Annotated in this window: 22 protein-coding genes; 17 read left to right on the top strand and 5 right to left on the bottom strand. The window is 70.6% G+C overall.

The annotated features are described in order from the left end of the window. The 3 genes from D7X30_RS20170 to D7X30_RS20160 are packed head-to-tail and all read right to left on the bottom strand — an operon-like array spanning position 1 to position 2,573. Positions 1 to 939, bottom strand: coding sequence for a proline dehydrogenase family protein (locus D7X30_RS20170; protein WP_120564572.1), 939 nt, complete (start codon positions 937 to 939; stop codon positions 1 to 3). Positions 940 to 976: 37 nt separating this feature from the next. Continuing rightward, positions 977 to 1,858 carry an alpha/beta fold hydrolase gene (locus D7X30_RS20165; RefSeq protein WP_120564571.1) on the bottom strand — a complete coding sequence of 294 codons (882 nt, stop codon included), beginning with the start codon at positions 1,856 to 1,858 and terminating at the stop codon, positions 977 to 979. Next, on the bottom strand, positions 1,851 to 2,573 hold the full coding sequence (locus D7X30_RS20160; protein WP_120564772.1) for a lysophospholipid acyltransferase family protein: 723 nt from the start codon (positions 2,571 to 2,573) through the stop codon (positions 1,851 to 1,853). Before D7X30_RS20160 ends, D7X30_RS20165 begins: the two co-directional genes overlap by 8 nt. Before the next feature lie 138 nt (positions 2,574 to 2,711). Between D7X30_RS20160 and D7X30_RS20155 the strand changes: the two genes are divergently transcribed. From D7X30_RS20155 to D7X30_RS20105, 12 genes are all read left to right on the top strand, one after another. After that, positions 2,712 to 3,245, top strand: coding sequence for a hemerythrin domain-containing protein (locus tag D7X30_RS20155; RefSeq protein WP_233591677.1), 534 nt, complete (start codon positions 2,712 to 2,714; stop codon positions 3,243 to 3,245). Between the two features lie 180 nt (positions 3,246 to 3,425). Continuing rightward, positions 3,426 to 3,950, top strand: coding sequence for a cell wall protein (locus tag D7X30_RS20150; protein WP_120564570.1), 525 nt, complete (start codon positions 3,426 to 3,428; stop codon positions 3,948 to 3,950). A 131-nt stretch (positions 3,951 to 4,081) separates the two neighbouring features. Next, positions 4,082 to 4,945, top strand: a complete 864-nt coding sequence (locus tag D7X30_RS20145) for a tryptophan 2,3-dioxygenase (protein WP_120564569.1) — start codon at positions 4,082 to 4,084, stop codon at positions 4,943 to 4,945. 125 nt (positions 4,946 to 5,070) lie between these two features. Next, complete coding sequence (locus tag D7X30_RS41990) at positions 5,071 to 5,247, top strand: hypothetical protein (protein WP_014400762.1); 177 nt, start codon at positions 5,071 to 5,073, stop codon at positions 5,245 to 5,247. Between the two features lie 127 nt (positions 5,248 to 5,374). Continuing rightward, on the top strand, positions 5,375 to 5,935 hold the full coding sequence (locus D7X30_RS20140; protein WP_120564770.1) for a Uma2 family endonuclease: 561 nt from the start codon (positions 5,375 to 5,377) through the stop codon (positions 5,933 to 5,935). A gap of 13 nt (positions 5,936 to 5,948) precedes the next feature. Then, a complete protein-coding gene (locus tag D7X30_RS20135; protein ID WP_120564568.1) occupies positions 5,949 to 7,076 on the top strand; it encodes a hypothetical protein in 1,128 nt (375 codons plus the stop codon). Positions 7,077 to 7,243: 167 nt separating this feature from the next. Continuing rightward, complete coding sequence (locus D7X30_RS20130) at positions 7,244 to 8,704, top strand: adenylate/guanylate cyclase domain-containing protein (RefSeq protein WP_120564567.1); 1,461 nt, start codon at positions 7,244 to 7,246, stop codon at positions 8,702 to 8,704. A 20-nt stretch (positions 8,705 to 8,724) separates the two neighbouring features. Next, entirely contained in the window at positions 8,725 to 9,144 is a 420-nt protein-coding gene (locus D7X30_RS20125; protein ID WP_120564566.1) for a type II secretion system protein GspG, read from the top strand. 143 nt (positions 9,145 to 9,287) lie between these two features. Continuing rightward, complete coding sequence (locus D7X30_RS20120) at positions 9,288 to 10,646, top strand: universal stress protein (protein ID WP_120564565.1); 1,359 nt, start codon at positions 9,288 to 9,290, stop codon at positions 10,644 to 10,646. Between the two features lie 140 nt (positions 10,647 to 10,786). Then, entirely contained in the window at positions 10,787 to 11,368 is a 582-nt protein-coding gene (locus D7X30_RS20115; RefSeq protein ID WP_120564564.1) for a Fis family transcriptional regulator, read from the top strand. A gap of 120 nt (positions 11,369 to 11,488) precedes the next feature. Next, on the top strand, positions 11,489 to 11,947 hold the full coding sequence (locus D7X30_RS20110; RefSeq protein WP_120564563.1) for a hypothetical protein: 459 nt from the start codon (positions 11,489 to 11,491) through the stop codon (positions 11,945 to 11,947). A 131-nt stretch (positions 11,948 to 12,078) separates the two neighbouring features. Next, positions 12,079 to 12,495 carry a hypothetical protein gene (locus D7X30_RS20105; protein ID WP_120564562.1) on the top strand — a complete coding sequence of 139 codons (417 nt, stop codon included), beginning with the start codon at positions 12,079 to 12,081 and terminating at the stop codon, positions 12,493 to 12,495. A gap of 287 nt (positions 12,496 to 12,782) precedes the next feature. On the opposite strand, the gene D7X30_RS20100 is transcribed toward D7X30_RS20105, so the two are convergent. Further along, positions 12,783 to 13,448 carry an SCO family protein gene (locus D7X30_RS20100; protein ID WP_120564561.1) on the bottom strand — a complete coding sequence of 222 codons (666 nt, stop codon included), beginning with the start codon at positions 13,446 to 13,448 and terminating at the stop codon, positions 12,783 to 12,785. 153 nt (positions 13,449 to 13,601) lie between these two features. Here D7X30_RS20100 and D7X30_RS20095 point away from each other — a divergent pair, with 153 nt between their 5' ends. Genes D7X30_RS20095 through D7X30_RS20085 form a run of 3 tightly spaced genes read left to right on the top strand, consistent with a single transcriptional unit; the run spans position 13,602 to position 16,482 of the window. Further along, complete coding sequence (locus D7X30_RS20095) at positions 13,602 to 13,916, top strand: hypothetical protein (protein WP_120564560.1); 315 nt, start codon at positions 13,602 to 13,604, stop codon at positions 13,914 to 13,916. Then, the gene (locus D7X30_RS20090) at positions 13,916 to 14,752 is read left to right on the top strand and encodes a cytochrome c oxidase subunit II (RefSeq protein WP_120564559.1); all 837 of its coding nucleotides are present in this window, start codon (positions 13,916 to 13,918) and stop codon (positions 14,750 to 14,752) included. Before D7X30_RS20095 ends, D7X30_RS20090 begins: the two co-directional genes overlap by 1 nt. Further along, on the top strand, positions 14,749 to 16,482 hold the full coding sequence (locus tag D7X30_RS20085; RefSeq protein WP_120564558.1) for a cbb3-type cytochrome c oxidase subunit I: 1,734 nt from the start codon (positions 14,749 to 14,751) through the stop codon (positions 16,480 to 16,482). The genes D7X30_RS20090 and D7X30_RS20085 overlap by 4 nt, the downstream gene beginning before the upstream one ends. Here the strand turns inward: D7X30_RS20085 and D7X30_RS20080 are convergent. Then, complete coding sequence (locus D7X30_RS20080) at positions 16,479 to 17,936, bottom strand: glycosyltransferase family 87 protein (protein ID WP_233591695.1); 1,458 nt, start codon at positions 17,934 to 17,936, stop codon at positions 16,479 to 16,481. The genes D7X30_RS20085 and D7X30_RS20080 overlap by 4 nt on opposite strands. Before the next feature lie 603 nt (positions 17,937 to 18,539). Between D7X30_RS20080 and D7X30_RS20075 the strand changes: the two genes are divergently transcribed. Both D7X30_RS20075 and D7X30_RS20070 read left to right on the top strand, forming a co-directional pair. Continuing rightward, positions 18,540 to 19,115, top strand: coding sequence for a hypothetical protein (locus D7X30_RS20075; protein WP_120564556.1), 576 nt, complete (start codon positions 18,540 to 18,542; stop codon positions 19,113 to 19,115). Then, positions 19,112 to 20,110 carry a cytochrome c gene (locus D7X30_RS20070; protein ID WP_120564555.1) on the top strand — a complete coding sequence of 333 codons (999 nt, stop codon included), beginning with the start codon at positions 19,112 to 19,114 and terminating at the stop codon, positions 20,108 to 20,110. Before D7X30_RS20075 ends, D7X30_RS20070 begins: the two co-directional genes overlap by 4 nt. Positions 20,111 to 20,206: the final 96 nt, after the last annotated feature.

Below are 20,206 nucleotides of genomic sequence, written 5' to 3'. Positions count from 1 at the left end.
CTACCCCTTCATCAGGTTGCGCATCACGAACCACAGGTTGGCCGGACGCTCCGCCAGCCGGCGCATGAAATAGGGATACCAGTGCTTCCCATACGGGACGTAGACACGCACCGGATGGCCGTCCCTCGCCAGCTGCTCCTGGAGGTCGCGCCGGATGCCATACAGCATCTGGAATTCGAAGGCGCCCTTGGGCAGATGCTGACGCGCGGCGTACTCCAGCGTGGCGTCAATCATCCGCTCATCATGCGTGGCGATGCCGTGATACACGCCGCTGTCCAGGAGGATGCGCATGCAGCGCACGAAGTTCGCGTCCACGTCCTTCTTGTCCGGGAAGGCCACGTCGGGACCCTCCAGGTAGGCCCCCTTGCACAGCCGGATGCGGACGCGCTCGGCGCACAGGGCCTTCGTGTCCTCCTCCGTGCGCTTGAGGTAGCTCTGGAGCACCGCGCCCACGTGCCGCTCGCCGAACTCCGCGTGCAGATCCCGCACGATGTCCAGGGTCGTCTGGGTGACGGCGCTCTCCTCCATGTCCACGCGCACGAACGAGTCCCGCGCCGTCGCGTCCGCCACCACCGCCCGCGCGTTCTGCAGCGCCAGGTTCCGGTCGAACAACAGACCGCACTGCGTGAGCTTCAGCGACACGTTGGCCCGCACGCCCACCTGGTCGATGCGCGCCAGCAGCCGCAGGTACTGCTTCACCTCGTCGCGAGTCTCCGGAGGTGAGCGCACCGCTTCGTTGAGGTGGTCGAAGCTGGCCATCAGCCCCTTCGCCGTGAGGGCCTTCACCGCGTCCACGGCTTCCTCCAGCGTCTCTCCCGCGATGAAGCGGGACGCCAGCTGTCGAAAGGGTTTGAGCCGCGTGGCCACGTCCTTCAGGTTGGACTGACGCGACAGGAACAGCAGCGCGGAGCGGGACAGCTGGTCTGCGGCGGTGGTCATCTGGATGTGTTCCCCCGCGACTAGAAATAACGCCTGCTCAGTCAGGGTGCCGCGACAGGAAGTCGGACACGCGTTCATTGAACGCTTCCGGGTGGCTCATGTACGGCAGGTGACTGGCCGCCTCCAGGAACTCCAGCCGGGCGCCTGGCACGTGCTCCGCCACGTCGCGCGCGGCCGCGGGCGGCACCAGCAGGTCCCGGCCGCCCTCGATGATGAGCGTGGGCACGCGCAGCTCCCGCAGCCGGTGCAGGAAGTCCGCGGCCAGGATGTCGCGCAGCCGCCGCATCAGCTCCAGCGGCGAAATGCGCCGGGCCTCGCGCACGATTTCCGCCCGCCCCTCCGCCGGCAGCCACCGGCCTCCCATGACCCGCGCCACCGTGGGCGCGAACACATACGCCAGCGGCCGGGGCGCCCGCACCAGCGTGGACAGCGACAACGCCAGCCGCCGCACCTTGCGCACGCTGGCCACCGGCGACACCAGCACCAGCGCCTTCACCCGCTGGGGGTGCTCCAACGCATACGCGATGGACAGCAGGCTGCCGTAGGAGGACCCCATCAACGCGAAGCGCTCCGGCAGCCCCGCCTCCGGGTGGTTGAGCACCGACAGGTTCCACTGCAGCGGTGTATGCGTCGCGGGCGTCTTCAGCGGCGGCGTCCACAACAGCAGGTTCCACGCCTGGGCCAGCGGCTCCATGGGCGCGAAGGACCGGCCACTGGCGCCCAGCCCCGGAAGACAGACCACCGTGCGTGATACATCCCTGTTGCCCCCGGGAAAGGTGAACAGGCGTACCGGCGTGCCCCGGACGGCGCGCTCCTCGCAGTCCAGCCGCTCATAGCCGCGCTGGATGTCTTCCACGTCCGGCACCAGCGGCGGCGTGCGGGGCGGGGAGGGGACGGGAGTGGCGGCGGTATCAAGCATGACAGGCTCTCAGCAGCAGGCGCCGGACGCTGGCGGCCACGCGGTCCCGGAAGGCTCGCACGCGTGACTCCGACGCACCCGACGGCGGCGGTTCATGGGGTTCACCCACGGCGAAGGTTAGTTGAACTGGCAGCGGCAGGGGGCCCAATCCCATCACCAACGGCATGCGGTATTTGTCCTCCGCGGCCAGGCGCACACACCACCGGTCCTCGTCCGGAGGCCAGAAGAAGGTGTCATCCACCCCGAAGCCGGCGAAGGGCACCACCGGCACCCCGGCCTGCATGGCCAGCCGGACGAAGCCCAGCGCGCTCTCCCACCGGAGCTGGTAGCGGCCCTGACTGCGTTTGAAGGTCTCCCGCGCGCCGCCCGGATAACAGACGACCAGCTGCCCCTCCCGGAGCGACCGGAGCGCGTTCTCCCGCGTCCCCTCCACCCCGCCCAGCCAGGGCAACACCGTGCGCACGAGGGGAATCTTGAAGAATCCCCGCTCCGCGAGCCCCAGCGGATAGCGCCCCGTGGCCCGGTGCAAGAGGTGGAAGAAGGCGGGGGTCTCGTATCCCCAGACACCGTGATTGCCCACGAGCAGCAGCGGCCCATGTCTGGGCAAATGTTCAGCTCCCACCAGCCGGGCGCGGTGATAGCGCGCGGACAGGGCGGCGCCGCCCTCCGCGAAACGGAAGACGGCCTGCCGGACGCGGGTGAGTGGGTTTTCCACGGTGGAGCCAAGATGCAGCCGCCCTCGCATGCCGGCACCCCGACACCAGGCGGCCGGGCAGGGGCTCCACCGCCGCCATCACCGGAAAAGGGCATGCACGCCAGCAGGCTGCCTTTCGCGGCGGGGGGATGGGTGCGGTTGTCTGCTCCCGGAGCCGTGCTGATGCTTGGGGGCATGGCCGGCCCGTTCGACATCCTCCTTCATCAACACCGCGAACTGGAGGAGCTGCTGGCGCGGCTGGCTTCGGAGGCGGACACAGAGGAGGTGACTCACGGTCAGGAGGCCCTGGCCCGCCTCCTTCGCCTGCACTCCCGCCTGGAGGAGCGCTGCGTCCAGCCGCTGCTGACACGCGTGGAGGGCCGCACCCGCGCCCGGGAGGAGGCCGAGGACCACCTCACCCTGCGTGAGCTGATGGAGGAATTGCAGGAACTGACGCCTCGCGGCGTCGAGTGGCAGGCGCGCCTTTTCACGCTGGAGGATCAGGTCGTGGCGCATGTGCAGGCCACCGAACACGGGGTGCTCCCCCGCCTCTCCGCGTCTCTAGACGCGGAGGAATTGGACGAACTGGGACACGACCTCGCACTGACGTACGAGGAACTGCTGGATCGCTCGCAGCAGCCCCCCGCCCCCGGTCGGGGAGCGTTGTTGGAACCCCTGCATTGGGATGCGTGAGAAGCGCCTGAAAGCGTCGCCGAGACCCATTTCCCGGGCCTTTCTCGCCTGCTGATACGCAGTGGCGTCACAACTTTTTATCGCTTCCTTCGACAATTGCCTTTCTGGAAGGTATTGGTAGTCCGGCGTGCCGGTTCACGCCAAGGCAATGCTCCCCCCTTAAACCGAGGATTGGTCGAAATGTCAGTTGACAAGGCGTTCCGCGAGATGATTCGCAACGAGATTGAAGTCCAGCTCAAGCCCCTGCGCGACGTGGTGTCTCGTCTGGAGTCGGGCACGGCGGACCTGGATGCGCTGCGCAGCGTGGCCGAGCGGCTGGCGCCCCTGGCTCAGGTGGTGGGCCCCCTCTTCGGCGCGAACGCGCCCGCGGCCGGCAAGCCCGGTCGTCGTCCCGTGGGTCGTCCCGCGGGCCGTGCGGCGGTGAGCGCGCCGGTGGCGGCGGTGGGTGGCAAGCGCCGGGGCCGCAAGCCGGCGGCGGTGGAAGGCGGCGCCCGTGAGTGCGCCATCAAGGGCTGCGGCAAGCCCAGCCGCACCAAGGGCTACTGCGCGGCGCACTACCAGAAGCTGCGCATGCTGGAGAAGACCAACCGCCGTCCTTCCGAGTGGTCGGACTACGCCAACCCCAACAGCGTGGAGGACATCAAGCTGCCCCGTGGCCGCGCTGCCTCCAAGGCGCTCGCGGAAGCCGCTCAGAAGAACGCTTAAGCAGTTTCAGTCGCCCCGGCCCGGGCATACAGGTGGACCGCGTCCTTCCGTCTGGGAGTACGTGGCTGGATTGACCGCGCGGAGGATGTGCTTGCGCCGCGAGGGGGTTGGTGTGCATGAGTGCCCGGGCCATGAACAAACGCGACCTGGAGCCTGGAATCGTCACGGACCTCGCGGGCCGGACGACCTATGGCGATTACCTGCAGTTGGACCGCCTCTTGTCCGCGCAGGTGCCCCGTTCCCAGCCTCCCCATCACGACGAGTTGTTGTTCATCGTCCAGCACCAGACGAGCGAGCTGTGGATGAAGCTGCTCATCCACGAGCTGTCCGCCTGCATCCGTTACATCCAGGCGGACCGGCTGGAGCCGTCGTTCAAGATCTTCGCGCGCGTCGCGCACATCCAGCGGATGCTCTTCGAGCAGTGGAGCGTGCTGGAGACGCTCACGCCCAACGAGTACCTGGAGTTCCGCGACACGCTGGGACACGCGTCAGGCTTCCAGAGCTTCCAGTACCGGGCGCTGGAGTTCCTTTTGGGCAACAAGGACGACGCGGCGCTGGGGCCCTTCAAGCACGTGCAGGGCGTGCACGCGGAGCTGGACCGCCTGCTGGAGTCGCCAGGCATCTACGACGAGTTCCTGCGTCACCTGGCGCGCATGGGCCACGACATTCCCAGAAGCCACGTGGAGCGCGACTGGCGTCAGCCGTATGAGAAGAGCCCCCAGGTGATGGAGGCGTTCCGGCGCATCTACGAGGACACCGAGAAGCACTGGGACGCGTATGAGATGTGCGAGAAGCTGGTGGACACGGAGGAGCGGTTCCAGCTCTGGCGCTACCGGCACATGATGACGGTGATGCGCATCATCGGCTTCAAGCAGGGCACGGGCGGCTCGTCGGGCGTGGGCTTCCTGCGCAAGGCGCTGGACCTGCGCTTCTTCCCGGAGCTGTGGGATGTGCGCACGGCCCTGACGCCGCCCGCGAAGCCCCGGGGCGTCTGAGGGCTCCATCCGCCCCGCTCGTGCCCCCGCATGCTCCGCGGACCGGCAGGGGCGGGGTGCCAGCCGGGGCGCGGGCTCCCTAGCTTGGGAGAGGTCAAATCCTCTCAACGTGCGAAGGAGCCACCATGGGTGAGCACGAAAGCCCCCGGAAGGAACCGCAGCTTCCGGAAGACGAACAGAAGAACAAGCGTCAGGCGGGAGACCGCCCTGTCCCCACGCCCGGCCACATTGGCAACCTGCCGGACAACGGCGAGGGCCCGGGTGGCATTGGCATCAAGCTGCCCGAGGGCGGCGGCGACTGAGTGAAACATTCGGAAATGTTTCAGGCCCGGGGGCCCTTCCGGGGCTCCCGGCCGCCGGGGTACACGTGTCAGACGGGCATGAGAGTGTCCGGGCATGTCCCTACCTGCTAGGTTGCTCGTCCCAGAGATGACCCGAAAGCCCGCCACCTACGCCGACCTGGAAGCGCTCCCCTCGAATCAGGTGGGGGAGATCGTCAATGGGGAGCTGTACGCGAGCCCCCGGCCGGCGTCGCGGCATGTGCTCGCGGCGTCGCATCTGCAGGGGGAACTCCACGGTCCCTTCGACCGGGGCCGTGGAGGACCCGGAGGGTGGATCATCCTCACCGAGCCGGAGCTGCACCTGGGCAAGGACGTCCTGGTGCCGGACCTCGCGGGTTGGCGCCGGGAGCGGATGCCCAGGGTGCCCGACGTCGTAGGCTTCACGATGGCGCCGGATTGGCTGTGCGAGGTGCTGTCCCCGTCCACGTCCCGGTTGGACCGCTTCCGGAAGCTGCCCATCTACGCCCGCGAAGGGGTCGGACACGTCTGGTTGGTGGACCCGCTTGAGCACACGCTGGAGGTCTTCCGGCTGGAGAGCGGCCACTACCTGCTGCTGGGGACCTACGTAGACGAGGAGATCGTCCACGCGGAGCCATTCGAGGCGCTCGCGCTGGAACTTCGCGTCTTGTGGGAGGACATCGCGGAGTAGGCTCTTCCGCACCATGTCCGCGCCCGCCGGAATGACGCTGCTCTTCGAACAGGCCCACATCCTCTGCTACCGCACGTTCGACATCGCGGAGGAGATCGACCTGGAGCGCGCGCGCAAGGCGCTCACGGAGGACTCGCGCCGCTTGAAGCTGTCGCGCGAGAACAGCCAGTACATCCAGCTGCCCAACCCGCCCGTGGCCTATGAGCTGGGCCGCCGGCCGCTCGCGCTGCGTGACGGTCCCGTCACCGTGGACGCCACCGCGCGCCTGTTCGACCATGGCGCCGCGTCCATCATCCTGCGCGTCCCCGTCGCGTCCGGCACCACCTGGGAGACGCTCACCCAGGTCGCGGACGAGCTCTATGACAGCCAGGCCCTGGAGGACCTGGCGCGGGAGCTGGTGGAGGGCGTGCGCCGCACCATCGCCTCCGCCGTGCAGGGGCCGCACCTCTGGGACCAGAGCGAGAGCTACACCGTCATCTTCGCCGAGCGCATCCAGGGCAATCCTTCCGCGGAGGAGCTGTTCCAGAGCGCGGACATCGCGCGGCTCCTCTTGGGAGAGAGCACCGCCGCGCCGCTCGCGCCGCGCGAGCGCGAGGCCGTCACCCAGGTGCGCTTCAGCTACACCGCCCATGACCTGGTCGTCGTGGACTGGAACAGCGCCTTCGTCTACGAGCCGTCCGGCTCGCGCGACATCCCGGACCTGTTGGAGATCGCCAACGCGCAGCTCCTGGAGTTCCGCTACTACGACGAGCGGTTGGACAAGCACATCGCGCGCATCCACGACGAGGTGCAGGCGCGCAAGCCCGGCTGGCTCACCCTGTTCCGCAGCCCGTACCGCAACCTGGCGCGCGAGACGCTGGGCACGCTCGTGGACCTCAACGAGTTCGTGGAGCGGGTGGAGAACAGCCTGAAAATCATTGGCGACTTCTACCTGGCCAAGGTCTACGAGGGCGCCGTGCGCCGCCTGCGCATCCCCGCGTGGCAGGCCTCCGTCACGCGCAAGCAACAGCTGCTCGCGCAGACCTATGGCCTGCTCAAGGGCGAGGTGGACATCGACCGCTCGCACGTCCTGGAGGTGATGATCGTCGCGTTGATCATCCTGGAGATCGTCCTCGCCTTCGGCCGCGTGTTCCAGCACTGACGGCGAGCCGGCCCGGGACGCCGCGCGGTGCTCTCTTTGGACCGTCCGAAGGGACGACGGTCCCGTCGGATGGGGGACGTGAGGGAGGGGAGAAGACGGGGTGAGGGGTTCGCGGCGGCCGGGGTTGCGCTACGCTCCGCGGACGGGTGTGTGACGGAGGCTTCCGCGTGAGTGCATCAAACCCCCTCTTCGGTGATTTGTTGCTCAAGCTGGGCGTCGTCACACCGGGTCAGGTTCAGGAGGCGCTCGCGCTGCAGGCCCTCACCGGCCAGCGCGTGGGAGAGGCGCTCATCTCCCTGGGCTACGTGTCGCGCGAGCAGATTCAGGACGCATTGGGAGAGGCCCTGGGCTTGAACCACGAGAAGGGGCCCGCGCAGCCGCCCCTGGGCGAGCTGCTGGTGGGGCTCAAGTACGTGACGCTCGCGCAGCTGGACGAAGCGCTGGCGCGGCAGCGGCGCGACGGGCGGCGGCTGGGAGAGATTCTCGTCGAGCTGGGCCACTGCACGTACAAGCAGATCTACGAAGCGCTGGGCGTGCAGAACCGCATCGTCGGCCGGCAGGACCTGCCACGTCCCGCGACGGAGGGGCGCCGCCGCGTGGTGGTGGTGGACGACAGCCCCCTGGCGTGCGCGTTCGTGCAGGAGGGGCTGGTGGCCCTGGGCTACGAGGTCCTCTGCTTCCAGGACCCGTACGAGGCGCTGGAGGGCATGGGGCGGCTGCAGCCCGCCATCGTGCTGAGCGACCTGGAGATGCCGGGGCTGGACGGCGTGGAGCTGTGCCGGCGGCTGAAGGAGGGCCCGCGCAGCGCCATCCCCGTCATCATGCTCACCGCCAACGACCGGGAAGCGGAGCGCGTGCGCGGCCTGCGCGCGGGCGCGGACGACTACGTGAACAAGTCCGCGTCCCTGGACGAGCTGGCGGCGCGCATCGAGAGCGTGGTGCGCCGCACGGACGAGACGGAGCGCATGCGCAAGCTGTTCGCGCGCTACACGTCCGACGCGGTGGTGGAGGAGATCCTCAAGAGCGCGGACGCGGCGGTGCTCGCCGGAGAGAAGCGCGAGGTGACGGTGCTGTTCGCGGACATCCGCAACTTCACCGGCCTGGCGGAGAGCCTGCCTCCCGAACAGGTGGTGGCGGTGCTCAACCAGGTGCTGGGCCGGCTGTCGGACGCGGTGCTCACCTGCGGCGGCACGCTGGACAAGTTCCTGGGGGACGGGCTGATGGCCGTCTTTGGCGCGCCGGTGGGCCGCCCGGACGACGCGCTCCGGGGCCTGCAGTGCGCGAAGATGATGATGGAGGCCGTGGCGGAGCTGCGCGCCGTGGCGGAGGCCGAATGGGTGGCCCACGGCCGCGAGGGCCGGCCCCTGGTGCTGGAGCTGGGCGTGGGGTTGAACTCGGGCGTGGTGGTGTCCGGCAACATCGGCGGCGCGATGCGGGCCGAGTACACCTGCATTGGCGACGCGGTGAACGTGGCCGCGCGGCTGTGCGCGCTGGCCGGGCCGGGGGAAATCCTGGTGGGCGAGCGCACGCGCGAGCTGGTGGACGCGAACGAGACCGCCTTCGAGGACCTGCCGCCGGTGCGCTTGAAGGGCAAGCAGCAGCCGGTGCCGCTTTACCGCGCCCTCTGACGCGGTAGGGTGGGCGGGCCATGGCCGCCACCTCCTCCTCGTCCGCTGTCCCCGAGAAGTCCCGCCGCTCCCCGCTGCCCTGGGTGGCGGTGGTGTTCGGGCTGGCGCTCGTCGTGGCCCTGGTGCTCACCGCCTTCCGCCGCCGCGACCCCGAGCAGGCCCAGCAGATCCACGCCGACTTCACCCTCATCCTGGGAGCGCTGGAGCGCTACCAGGCCGACCACGGGGGGCAGCTGCCGGAGGAGGGGAGCCTGGACGAGATGCTGGTGCCCCGCTACCTGAACGCCGTGCCGCGGGACCCCTGGGGCCGGCCCTACCAGTACGCGAGCAGCTCGCAGGGCGTGTTCCTGTCCTCCTTCGGCCGCGAGAACCAGCGCGGCGGCGCGGGCGACAACCAGGACCACACCAACCACGACGGGCACCAGCAGCTCCTGCGCTAGGGAGGGCCCCGCCGCCGGGACGCCCCACCCCGCCAGGCAGGCAGGCCGGCATGCGCGGGCCGCGCGTCACCGGGTGTCCGGCGTGCGCATCCTTGGTGACGGGGGAGGCTCCAGCGGGCATCGCCTCCTCGGGGGGCCCCGCCATGGCCATCATCTGCGCAACCAACCTGTCCGCCGACGCCGCGCACGCGGCCACCGTCGCGGCGGCGCTCGCCGGCCGCCTGGGAGAGCCGCTGCTGCTCCTGGGGGTGGATGACGAAGTGCCGGACGCGGAGTCCCCGGACGCCCTGTCCGCGGCGGAAGGGGGGCTGGCCGCGGAGGCCGCGCGCCTGAGGCCGCTCGCGCGCATGGTGGAGCCGCGCATGCAGCGGGGCGCCTCCGTGGAGACGCTGCTGGGGGACGAGGAGTGCCGCAGCGCCCGGCTGGTGGTGGTGGCCGCGGAGGGCTGGCGCACGTCCCCCTGGCGCAAGACGTCCCTGGCGGAGCGCCTGGCCCGCCACGGCTGCGCCCCGGTGCTGGCGGTGCGCCGGGACACGGCGCTCCTGGACTGGGCCCGCGGCCGGCGCCGGCTGCTGGTGATGGTGGGCGTGGACCCCCGCTCCGCCACGTCCGACGCGGCCATCACCTTCCTGCGGGAGCTGCGGCGCGTGGGCGGGTGTGACGTGCTGGCCGCTTACGTGTGCTCGCCGCTGGAGGAGCGCGAGCGGCTGGGCATCCACACCCCCGTGCACGTGGAGCGGCTGGACGCGCGCGAGCGCACCATGGAGGGGCTGGAGCCGCTGGTGGAGCGCGTGCTCCATCGCGAGGTGCGCGAGCGCCTGGGCGACCTGGAGGGCGAGGGCAGCGTGGAGGTGGTGCTGGAGCCCGGCTATGGCCGCCCGGCGGACCACCTGCTGCACGTGGCCCACGCGCGCAGCGCGGAGCTGACGGTGGTGGGCATGCACCTGCGCGGCGGCGTGCAGCGGCTGTGGCACGGCTCCGTGTCGGAAGGCGTGCTGCGCCGCGCGGAGCGCTCCGTCGCGTGCATCCCTCCTGGGGCGCGCGAGCCGCGCCGGTTTCCTCCGCCCCGGAGCGCGCTGGTGCCGGTGGACTTCACCCTCGCCTCCGGACAGGCCATCGCGCAGGCGTGCTCGCTGGTGGGGCCGGGAGGCCGCGTGCACCTCTTGCACGTGCACCGGCTCCGGGGCCGCGAGCGGGGCCCCCGGGACTTCCACGGCGTGCTCCCGGAGCCCAACGGCGAGCAGGACCGGGTGCTGCGGCGGCTCTGGGCGCAGGTGCCCGGGGACACGGTCGCGCAGGCGGTGCACTGGAGCGTGGAGGGGGTCAGCGGGGACGACGTCGCCGTCGCCATCTGCCAGGCCACGGAGCGCGAGGGCGTGGACCTGGTGTGCGTGGGCACGTCCGCCCACCGCGAAGTGGTTCCGGACGTGCTCGAGGAGGCGGTGGCGCGCGAGCTGGTGCTGCGCTGCCGCCGGCCCGTGATGGTGGTGCCTTCGGTTTGACCCGGGAACGGGCGTCCAGTGGAGGGGCTCCTCGCGGAACGGGTCCCTGGTTTTTTCCCACGCGTAAGGGATTGAACAGGCGACCCTGGAGGGCGTTAGACTTTGGGAGGACCCGCTTTCCCAGAAGGGTAGGGCATCCCGTGGCTCTTCGCGGTTATCGAGAAGAGGACCTCGTCTCCAACCGTGCATCGCTGCTCATCCACGGAGGCACCGAGGATGAGCGCAGGGCCTGGGCGGAGGAAGCCGCGCGCAACTTCGGCGTTCCGCTCACGGAGGTGCGCCAGGCCCCGGAGCTGGCCGGAGCGCTCCGTCAGCCCAACGGCGTGGTGTTCATCGCGGACGCGGGGAAGCTGCCGCTGGACGCCCAGGGCCTCATCCTGCGCTGCCTGCAGATGCAGGAGGAGCGGCCCAAGGTGGTGGTGGGCGTGTCCGGCACGGCGATGGCCGCCCTCACCCGGGGCACGCTGCGCGAGGACCTGCACTACCGGCTGAACCAGGCGCAGGTGGACCTGCAGACGGACGGCCTGCGGGACGCGCTCAAGCGCCGCTGGGCGCAGCAGGCGGAGCAGCTGGCCGTGCGCGCCGCGGCGCTGAAGGCCGCCGAGGAGAAGGAGCGCGCCGCCGCCGCGGCCCGCCGCCCCGGCTCCGTCACCCGCATCCTGCCCAAGCGCAAGGCCGCGGCCCCCGTTCGCAAGGGCGCGCCCCGCAACGCGGTCCGCTGAACCCCGGGGCTTCCCAGGGTAGGGCGTGGGGCCGCCCGGGGCGGGGAATGGGTACTACTGGAAAGATGGGCTAGAGTTGTTCCCAGCCGTCTTTCCTCTCCTCTCCGGAGCGAAACCGCAATGTCCCAGCAAGCCCCTGGCAAGAAGCGTGGTCTGTCCCGTCCCGTGGAAGTCGTTCGCGCGGAGCTCCTCAAGGATCCCGAGACGAAGCGCATCGCGGATGCCGTGGGCATGAAGCTGGAGGACTACGTCGAGCTGGTGCTCGAGTACGCGCAGGACAAGGACAAGGAGCCCATGCTCAACGTCGTGTCCGACGAGGAGCTGAAGGCGAACGGCTTCCCCGTGCACACGGTGGATGAGGTCGGTGAGTTCCTGGTCGCGGGCGCCAAGGGTGAGCTGCCCGGCCAGGGCAACCCCTTCGCCAAGTCCGAGTTCGAGGCCGGCAAGGGCGCCGGCGCCGGCGCCGGCAAGCCCAGCCTGAACCCCACGGGCGAGGCCCCCAAGGCGCCCCAGGACGAGGCGAAGCGCCAGGAGCTGATGGACCAGCTGAAGAAGGGCGGCGGCGGAACCCGCAGCTGAAGCTCGCCCGGAATCCCCGTGAAATAGATCGGAAAATGAGGAGGAAACATTTTCCTCCCCCCTCCGAGAATCCTTTTGAAGCTTCACTCCGGCACACACTCTCCAAACCACTTTAAGCAGGGGGTATCACCATGGGCGGCATCGGCAAGGTTGTCAGCAGCGTCGCGAAGACGGTCGGCAAGATCGCGGGCGGCGTCGCGAACATCGCGGGCAAGGCGCTGAACTTCGTGCAGAACCCCATGGGCGCCATCGCCGGCGGCCTGAAGGGCATCGCGGGCGGCCTCCTGGACAAGCTCCCGTTCGGCCTGGGCAACCTGGCGAAGCCGTTCGTCGACAAGTTCATCGACTCCGGCGCGTCCCTGCTCGCCAAGGGCCCCCTGGCCGGTCTGTCCCAGCTGACCAAGTTCGCCCCCACCGTGAAGTCCATCGCGGACATCGCGACCACCGTGAAGCAGGGCGCGGACCAGGTCGGCGCGCTGGCCTCCCAGCCCGCGCAGCAGAACGTGCAGAACCTGTTCGCCCACGCCCAGGCGGCGCTCATCAACTGAGTTTCCCGCTGAAGCTGGCGTGACTCAGGCACGAGGGCCGGTACTCACCGCGAGGTGGGAGCCGGCCCTTCGGCTTTGCGGGCCAACGCCGCGCGAGGCACCAGGGCCGGTCCCCGTCCGTCATGGGCGGGGCGCCGGCCCTTCGGCGTTGAGGGCTCCGGTGCCGGCTTCGATGCCGGCTCCGTTACGGGCTCCGGTTTCGGCTCCGTTACGGGCACGGCGCCGGGGTGGAACGCGACCCGGAGTGTCGCACCCGGAGTATGGGCGCGATCAGGAAGTGGCGGGGCTCAGCCTTCTTCGCGGGTGATGCGGAAGGCGTCGGTCTCCAGCTTCTGGGTCGCCTCGGGGTCAGCGCTGTCGTAGTAGCCGCGGATCTCCCCGGTGCCGTCCACCAGCACGAAGTGGGTGCCGTGGAAGATGGAGAGCAGGTCGTCCTCGGGGGCGCCGGCCTCGCGGCCCATGCTGATCTTGAAGCCCTGGACGATGGTGTCCTTGAGGGTGGCGTAGTCGCCGGTGAGGAAGTTCCAGCGGGTGAAGTCCGCTTTGTACTTCTGCCCGTACTCGGCCAGCCGCTCCGGGGTGTCGTAGGCCGGATCCACGGAGAAGGACACCAGCTGGAGATCCGTCCCCAGCTTCGCGGTGTGCTCCTGCACGCGCGCCATCTTCTGCGTGAAGACGGGGCAGACGGTGGGGCAGCGGGTGAAGATGAAGTTGGCGATGAACGGGTGGCCGCGGAGCTGCTTCGACCCGAAGGGCTGTCCGTCCTGCCGCGTGAAGGTGAAGTCCGGCAGCGCGCCCAGGCGGGGCGGCGGCTGGGAACGGCCCTGCACCAGGTCGTGGACCGCCACCCCCATGAAGCCGAGCGACGCCACGGCGATGCCCGCCCAGAGCCACGAGCGGCGGACGGGACGGGAGCGGGGGGCGGACGGAGTGGTGGGCGATTCGACGGACATGCGTCGGCACGTACGGCATCAGCGGGGGGCGCACAAGCGCCGGGCCGGCCGGGGTAGGGGCTGGCCGCATGCGAGGCATGAGGGAGAGTGGCCGCTTCAGGGCGGACGGGGTGCTGCTTGAGGGGACGTTGGGTGCGTGCTAGCCCGGAGGCCATGCCCCATGCCCTCTTCCAGCCCCTGGGTGGACGCACTTCGCCGGGCGGGTGGGGAGGCTTCCGGTCGCTGGCGGGGAGGCTCTTCCGGAAGTCCGGGCCGTGGCTCGGGCTCGTCGGGGGGCTGGTGCCGGCGGCGGCGCTAGCGTGCCCCTCGTGCACGGCCCGGGCGCCGGAGTCTCCGGGTGGGGCAGGCGAACTGCTGCTGGCGCTGATGCTGGTGCCCTTCGCGCTGGTGGGCGTGGGGCTCTGGGCGGCCTGGCGGGCGGGGCGAGTGGAGCGGGCTTCGGCCCCCGTGGAACAGGAGCATCCGTGATGGCGGAGTCCCCGGCGTTGTCCCCGTCGTCCGCGAGCGACGTCGCGCCGCCGGATGCGCAGGCGCCCCTGGCGGTGCCGCCCGCGCGTGGCGCCTGGAGCCTGGCGCCGCCGGAGAACGCGAGCGCGACGGGCGACCGCATCGACGCGCTGCTGGCCACGAGCCACGGCTTCGACATGGCGCTGGCGGCGGTGATGCTCGGGTGGATGTTGCTGGCGGTGGCGCGCTTCCGGGGTGCCCGGAAGGTGGCGCCGGACGGGGGCACGCGGCGCTCGCGGGCGTGGGTGCTGGGGCTGGCCGTGGGCGTGTTCGCCGTGGTGGATGGGACGCTGTTCCTGGGCTCCCAGGGCTACCTGGACGACGTGCTCTGGAACTTCCGCGTCCCCACGGAGGATCCGCGCACGGTGCGCATCCAGATCAACGCGCACCAGTGGTCGTGGGAGGCGCGGTACGCGGGCGCGGACGGGGCGTTTGGCACGAAGGACGACGTGGTCACGTGGAACGACCTGCGCGTGCCGGCGGACGTGCCCGTCTGGGTGCAGTTGGTCTCCACGGACGTGGTGCACGGGTTCGCGCTGCCGGCCTTCCGCGTGAAGCTGGACGCCATTCCGGGCCGCGTGAACCAGACGTGGTTCCAGGCCGCTCGCGAGGGCGCGTGGGAGGTGGCCTGCTACCAGCACTGCGGCACCAGCCACTACCGGATGCGCGGCATGCTGACGGCGCTGTCCCCGGAGGCGTACGCGGCGTGGCTGCGCGAGGCGAGCCTCAAGGCGGAGCAGGGCTACGACCCGGATGACACGGCGGCCCACTGGGGCTGGGTGTGGAGGACGCCATGAAGGCGGGGGCGCTGCTGAAGTCGCTCTGGACGACGGACCCCCAGCGCGTGGCGCGGCAGTACCTGTGGGGCGGGTTCCTGTTCCTGCTGATAGGTGGCCTCTTGGCCATGCTCATCCGCTTCCAGTGGGCGTGGCCCGGGCAGCCGGTGCCGGGGCTCGCGTGGGTGCTGCCCGAGTCGAAGGGCGCGCTGACGCCGCCCACGTATACGGCCGTGTTCACGATGCACGGCCTCCTGATGATCTTCTTCGCGGTGACGCCGCTGCTCTTCGGCGCGCTGGGGCACTTCGTGCTTCCGCTGGCCATCGGGTCGAAGCAGATGGCGTTCCCCCGGCTGTCGCCGTTCGGCTTCTGGGCCTACGCGGTGGGCGGCGCGCTGATGCTGGTGTCGTTCGTGGTGCGGCTGGGACCGGCGAGCGCGGGGTGGACGTCGTATCCCCCTCTGGCGACGCCCGCGTTCACGCCAGGGCTGGGGCAGACGCTGGTGACGGTGGCGGTGCTGTGCGTGGGCGTGTCCGCGTTCCTGTACGGGCTCAACTTCGTCGTCACGGTGGTGCGCTGCCGCGCGCCGGGGATGACGTGGGACCGGCTGCCGCTGGTGGTGTGGGGGCTGTTCTACGGCGCGGTGCTCAACGTGCTGTTCGTGCCGGTGCTGGCGGCGGCCACGGTGCTGCTGCTGTTGGACCGGGTGGCGGGCACGCAGTTCTTCATCGCGGGCGCGGCGGCGGTGGGCGGGGGCGGCGACCCGGTGGTGTACCAGCACCTGTTCTGGCTGTTCGGCCACCCGGAGGTCTACATCCTCATCCTGCCCGCGTGGGGCATGGTGGGGGACTTCGTGGCGTTCTTCAGCCGCAAGCCCGCGCACGGCTACCGGCTGACGGCAGGGTCCATGGGCGTGGTGACGGCGCTGAGCGGCGCGGTGTACGCGCACCACCTGTTCACCAGCGGGATGGCGCCGGTGCTGGGGCGCACGTTCATGGTGCTGACGCTGCTGATTTCATTGCCGGCGCAGGTGATGTTCCTCAACTGGCTGATGACGCTGTGGCGGGGCAGCGTGCGGCTCACGTCGCCCATGCTCGCGGCGCTGGCGACGATGGTGGTCTTCGGCCTGGGCGGCATCACGGGACTGGCGCTGGGAGCGGTGGCGACGGACGTGCCGCTGCACGGGACGATGTGGGTGGTGGGCCACTTCCACCTGACGATGGGCGCGGCCAGCTTCCTCGCGGTGTTCGCGGGGCTCTACTTCTGGTTCCCCCGCATGTACGGGCGCGCGTTGGACGAGCGCATGGCCAAGGTGCACGTGCTCTTGAGCGCGGTGCTGTTCATCGCCGTCTTCGGTGGACAGCTGGTGGCGGGCTACGCGGGGCAGTTGCGGCGGCTCTATGACCCGTACCAGTACACGTTCCTCGCGCACCTGCTCACGTTGAACCGGTGGACCAGCTGGGCCGCGTTCGCGTTGGGCGCGGTGCAGCTGGTGTTCGTGGTGAACCTGGTGCGGACGCTCAAGTGGGGCCGGGCCGCGGAGCCGAACCCGTGGCAGGTGGGCACGCTGGAGTGGATGGACGCGGGCCCTGGCGCCGTGGTGCTGCGCGGGCCGCATGCGCTGTCGCAACCGGAAGTACAGGAGCAACTGGGTCGCGATTGGATTGGTCAGGCGGAGCCGATGCCCTCGGGCGTGTCCGTGGCGGAGCCGGTGGTTCCGCCGGTGCCCGGGGTGGAGGGCGCCGGCTAGCGGTGCTCCCAGAGGTCCACGCCGCCGGCGCCGCCTTCGGGGAAGCGGCGGATGAAGCGCTGCTTGAACCAGGGGCGGCTCTCCGGCGTGAGCTGCCAGGTGCCCCGCCAGCCGAGGACGACGAAGCGGCAGGCGCCCAGCGTGATGCGCAGGGCCTGCTGGGCATCGGAGGAGGAGAGGGCCTCGTCGGTGGTCTCGAAGCGGTCGCCGGTGCTCATGGCGTCCTGGAGCATGGTGGCGTAGCCATCCACGATGGGCGTGGCGCCCATGGGGAGCCGGCCCGCCGCGAGCGCCCAGCCGGGCTCGAAGGAGAAGAGGCACGCATTGGGAGGCACGTCCGCGCGGATGTGCTTCGCGAGCGCCACCACGTCCGGGGCCTGCAGTTGGGCGCTCTGGTAGACGTGCCGGGCGCCGGGAATGAACGCGGCGGCGAGCAGGAGCGCGGCCACGGCGTGTGAGGCCGTGCGGCCCCAGCGGGTGCTGAAGGCGTGGAGCACGGAAGCGCCCAGGCCCGCGAGCACGGCCTCCGAAGCGGCGAGGTGCGCGTTGTACTGGTTCCAGTAGGTCCGTGACGCGAGGAACAGGACCACGCTGAGGACGAACGCGCAGGCGAAGAAGCGCGCGGCGGGGCGGTGCTCCGGAGCGGCTCGGAAGGCGCGCACGCACGCGGTGCCCAGGCCCACGAGGGCGAGGAGGACTCCGCCCCACCGGCGCTCGTGGAAGATCTCGTGCAGGCGCAGCCAACGGTCCAGTTCACCATCCGGAGGACGCGCGGCCTGGAAGGTGATGACGTCGCGGAGGAACTCGGACGGGGCGAGCGCGGCCAGGGGGCCCACGACGACGACGAAGGTGGCGAACGCGACGAGCACGGGCAGGAGCGCGTGACGCCAGGACTCCTTCCCCGGGCGCGCGAGCAGCGCGGCGATGAGCCATAGTCCACCCGGAAGCTTCACGGAGATGGCGAGCCCCAGGAGCACGCCCGCGCCGATGCGGCGTGCTCGGGAGTGGGGGCCGGAGGCGAGCCAGAGGTTCGCGAAGCCCAGGCACAGGACGTTGAGCAGGGGCTCGAGGAAGGTGCCGCGCTCCACGAGGGCGGCCTCCGGATACGCGGCGTAGGCGAGCGCGGCCACGCAGCCCGCGAGCGGACCCCAGGCGCGCCAGGCCACCCGGCCGGCGAGGAACACGCACAGGGCGCCCACGGCGGCGGCGAGGTATCGGGTGATGCCGTAGGCGGTGGCCGCGTCGAGCCCCAGTGTGAGCGCGGCGCCGGGAGCCCAGAGCAGGAGGCTGCCGGGCGGGTGGACGAAGATGAAGTCGCGGTAGGGCAGGTCCCCGCGCAGCAGGAGCGACGCGGCGGAGAAGTACACGCCCTCGTCGTAGTCCATGGGGTAGCCCATGGCGCCGGAGCGATGGAAGAACGCCAGTGCGCGCAGCACCCAGGCGCCCAGCGCCACGATGATCAACGGCCAGACATCCAGGCCCCTCGAAGCGCGAGGAGGAACGGACGGGGACGGCGCTGCGAGCGGAGTGGGCGCGGGTTCCATCGGAGTCAGCGCGACAGGCTACTACCGGCGGGCCGGGACACACGCGGGGTTCTTGCGTCGGGGGAGGCACGGCCGAGCCAGGGACACATCGCATCCCGGAGGTGCGGGGCCGTCAGCGCCGGGTTTCCATGCCACGATGCATGGAGGCGCGTGGGCCCCGCTCGAGCTGGCTTCGTACGTTGGCAGGCCCGGAGGCGCGGGGCCGTTGGCGCTGGGTTTCCATGCCACGAAGCCTGGAAGCCCGTGGGCACTCCCCGGGCTGGCCTCGTGCGTTGGCAGTCCCGGAGGCGCGGGGCCGTTAGCACCGGGTTTCCATGCCACGCTGCCTGGATGCTCGTGGGCACTGCCCGGACTGGCCTCGTGCGTTGCGCCGTGCCTCACGCGGATGCCCGCTCCGGGCACGGGTGCGATGCGCGGAGGTGATTCGGTCGATGGGCGCCGCTCCGAGGGACGGGGGGCCGCCCGGCTTCCTGGTGCTTTCCGCCGGGCCCAGGCATGCGAGAGTCCAGCCCTGTGAGCACGAACGACCCCGCCGGGACGCTGGCCTCCACGTCCCCCCAGCGCGACGAAGCGAACCTCTGGTTCGGGGTCGTCATCGCGCATGGCGCGGCGGCGATGCTCTTCTGCGCGATGGCCTTCACCGCGGGCTTCTACCGGCTGCGCGGCTTCTGGCCTCCCGCGTCCGCGCGCCCCGGCGTCCTCGTCCCCGCGCTGGCCGGTGGGCTCCTCGTCATCGGGGTCGTGCTGCTGCACGTCGCGCTTCGGCAGCCGCGGCCGGGCCGGCTCACGTTGGCGGGCGTGCTGGGCACCGGGGCGGCGTTCCTCGCGACGCAGGCGGCCTGGCTGCACGTGCTGTTCTGGTACCGGGACCTGCGCATCCCCGACAGCGGCGTCTTCGCCTCCGCGCTGTATGGCTTGTCGGCGGTGCAGGCCGTGCATCTGGCGGTCGTGCTCGTGGGCTTGCTGCGCGCGGGACTTCGCGTTCTTCGCGGTCAGGACGCAAGCGCTCCGTTGCGGCGCGCCCTGCCTGGCTGGTGGTGTTCGACGGTGATGTACGGCGTCCTCTTCGCGGTGGTGTACCTCCCATGAAGCCCACTCCCTGCTTCTCGTTCCGTGTGCTCGCCGTGCTCGCGTTGGGGGCGCTCGCTCCCGCGTGCCGCAAGGAGACGCCCTCCTTCGAGCCCCTGAAGCTCGCGGATGGCACCGTCATCCCCGCCGCGACGCTGGCTCGCGGATATGACGTCTACACGCACTACTGCGCGTCCTGTCACGGTGAGAAGGGCGACGGCCAGGGCCCTGCGGGCACCGGGATGCGGCCCCCTCCGCGCAACTTCCTCCAGGGCCTCTACAAGTTCGGCGGCGTGGCCGCGGGAGAGCTGCCCACCGACGACGCGCTGAAGCGCACGCTGCGCCGGGGCCTGCACGGCACGCCCATGTTCGCGTGGGACGTGCCTCCGGCGGACGTGGACGCCGTGGTGCAGTACCTCAAGACCTTCAGCCCGCGCTGGAAGCAGGAGTCGCCCGGCGCGGCCATCGCCCTGTCCGACGACCCGTGGAAGGGCCGTGAAGCCGAGGCCGTGGCGCGCGGCCGCACCGTCTACCACGTGGCCGGCAAGGGCAACGCGGGCTGCGCCAGCTGCCACGTCGCGTACCTGCCCCGAGCAGAGCTCGCCGCGCTCATGGAGAGCGTCACCGGCCGCAAGGTGAACCTGGCGAACGCGGATCCGTACACCGCGCTGCAGCGGGATTCGGACTACTCGCTCACCGTGGACGCGAAGGGCGAGGCCACGCAGTTCGCCAAGGTGCTGCCGCCAGACTTCCTCTTCCACCGCCTGCGCACCGTGTGGCCGCAGGACACCCGAGTGGAGGGCCAGCCGTACACCGCGCAGGCCCAGCGCGAGGACCTCTACCGCGTGATGGCCGCGGGCGTCGGCGGCGCCGCCATGCCGTCGTGGAAGGGCGCCATCCCGGAGGAGAACCTCTGGGCGCTCGCGTACTACGTGCAGAGCCTCGTCGTGATGCACGACACCGGCGCCGCCCGCGACCTTCAGCAACGGTTGCGTGACTCGAAGGCGCAGCAATAGCGGATAGATGCAGTAACCTGAAAAGTAGGTCTTCCTGGGAAACTAATTCCCAGGCGTCGCGAAAATCCGGGCACTGATTCCATCTTTTCCCGGAGT

It is taken from the genome of Corallococcus sp. AB011P, from assembly GCF_003611605.1.
Classification (GTDB): domain Bacteria; phylum Myxococcota; class Myxococcia; order Myxococcales; family Myxococcaceae; genus Corallococcus; species Corallococcus coralloides.
The sequence above is the reverse complement of the archived record's forward strand: the minus strand, read 5'-3'. Positions and strand labels throughout refer to the sequence as shown.

Excerpts from the sequence above, each read along its gene's own strand:
- D7X30_RS20070 (WP_120564555.1), top strand. The coding sequence starts at position 19,112 with ATGAAGCCCACTCCCTGCTTCTCGTTCCGTGTGCTCGCCGTGCTCGCG.
- D7X30_RS20135 (WP_120564568.1), top strand. The coding sequence starts at position 5,949 with ATGTCCGCGCCCGCCGGAATGACGCTGCTCTTCGAACAGGCCCACATC.
- D7X30_RS20125 (WP_120564566.1), top strand. The coding sequence starts at position 8,725 with ATGGCCGCCACCTCCTCCTCGTCCGCTGTCCCCGAGAAGTCCCGCCGC.
- D7X30_RS20165 (WP_120564571.1), bottom strand. The coding sequence starts at position 1,858 with ATGCTTGATACCGCCGCCACTCCCGTCCCCTCCCCGCCCCGCACGCCG.
- D7X30_RS20085 (WP_120564558.1), top strand. The coding sequence starts at position 14,749 with ATGAAGGCGGGGGCGCTGCTGAAGTCGCTCTGGACGACGGACCCCCAG.
- D7X30_RS20105 (WP_120564562.1), top strand. The coding sequence starts at position 12,079 with ATGGGCGGCATCGGCAAGGTTGTCAGCAGCGTCGCGAAGACGGTCGGC.
- D7X30_RS41990 (WP_014400762.1), top strand. The coding sequence starts at position 5,071 with ATGGGTGAGCACGAAAGCCCCCGGAAGGAACCGCAGCTTCCGGAAGAC.
- D7X30_RS20110 (WP_120564563.1), top strand. The coding sequence starts at position 11,489 with ATGTCCCAGCAAGCCCCTGGCAAGAAGCGTGGTCTGTCCCGTCCCGTG.
- D7X30_RS20140 (WP_120564770.1), top strand. The coding sequence starts at position 5,375 with ATGACCCGAAAGCCCGCCACCTACGCCGACCTGGAAGCGCTCCCCTCG.
- D7X30_RS20100 (WP_120564561.1), bottom strand. The coding sequence starts at position 13,448 with ATGTCCGTCGAATCGCCCACCACTCCGTCCGCCCCCCGCTCCCGTCCC.
- D7X30_RS20150 (WP_120564570.1), top strand. The coding sequence starts at position 3,426 with ATGTCAGTTGACAAGGCGTTCCGCGAGATGATTCGCAACGAGATTGAA.
- D7X30_RS20170 (WP_120564572.1), bottom strand. The coding sequence starts at position 939 with ATGACCACCGCCGCAGACCAGCTGTCCCGCTCCGCGCTGCTGTTCCTG.
- D7X30_RS20145 (WP_120564569.1), top strand. The coding sequence starts at position 4,082 with ATGAACAAACGCGACCTGGAGCCTGGAATCGTCACGGACCTCGCGGGC.
- D7X30_RS20090 (WP_120564559.1), top strand. The coding sequence starts at position 13,916 with ATGGCGGAGTCCCCGGCGTTGTCCCCGTCGTCCGCGAGCGACGTCGCG.
- D7X30_RS20120 (WP_120564565.1), top strand. The coding sequence starts at position 9,288 with ATGGCCATCATCTGCGCAACCAACCTGTCCGCCGACGCCGCGCACGCG.
- D7X30_RS20095 (WP_120564560.1), top strand. The coding sequence starts at position 13,602 with ATGCCCCATGCCCTCTTCCAGCCCCTGGGTGGACGCACTTCGCCGGGC.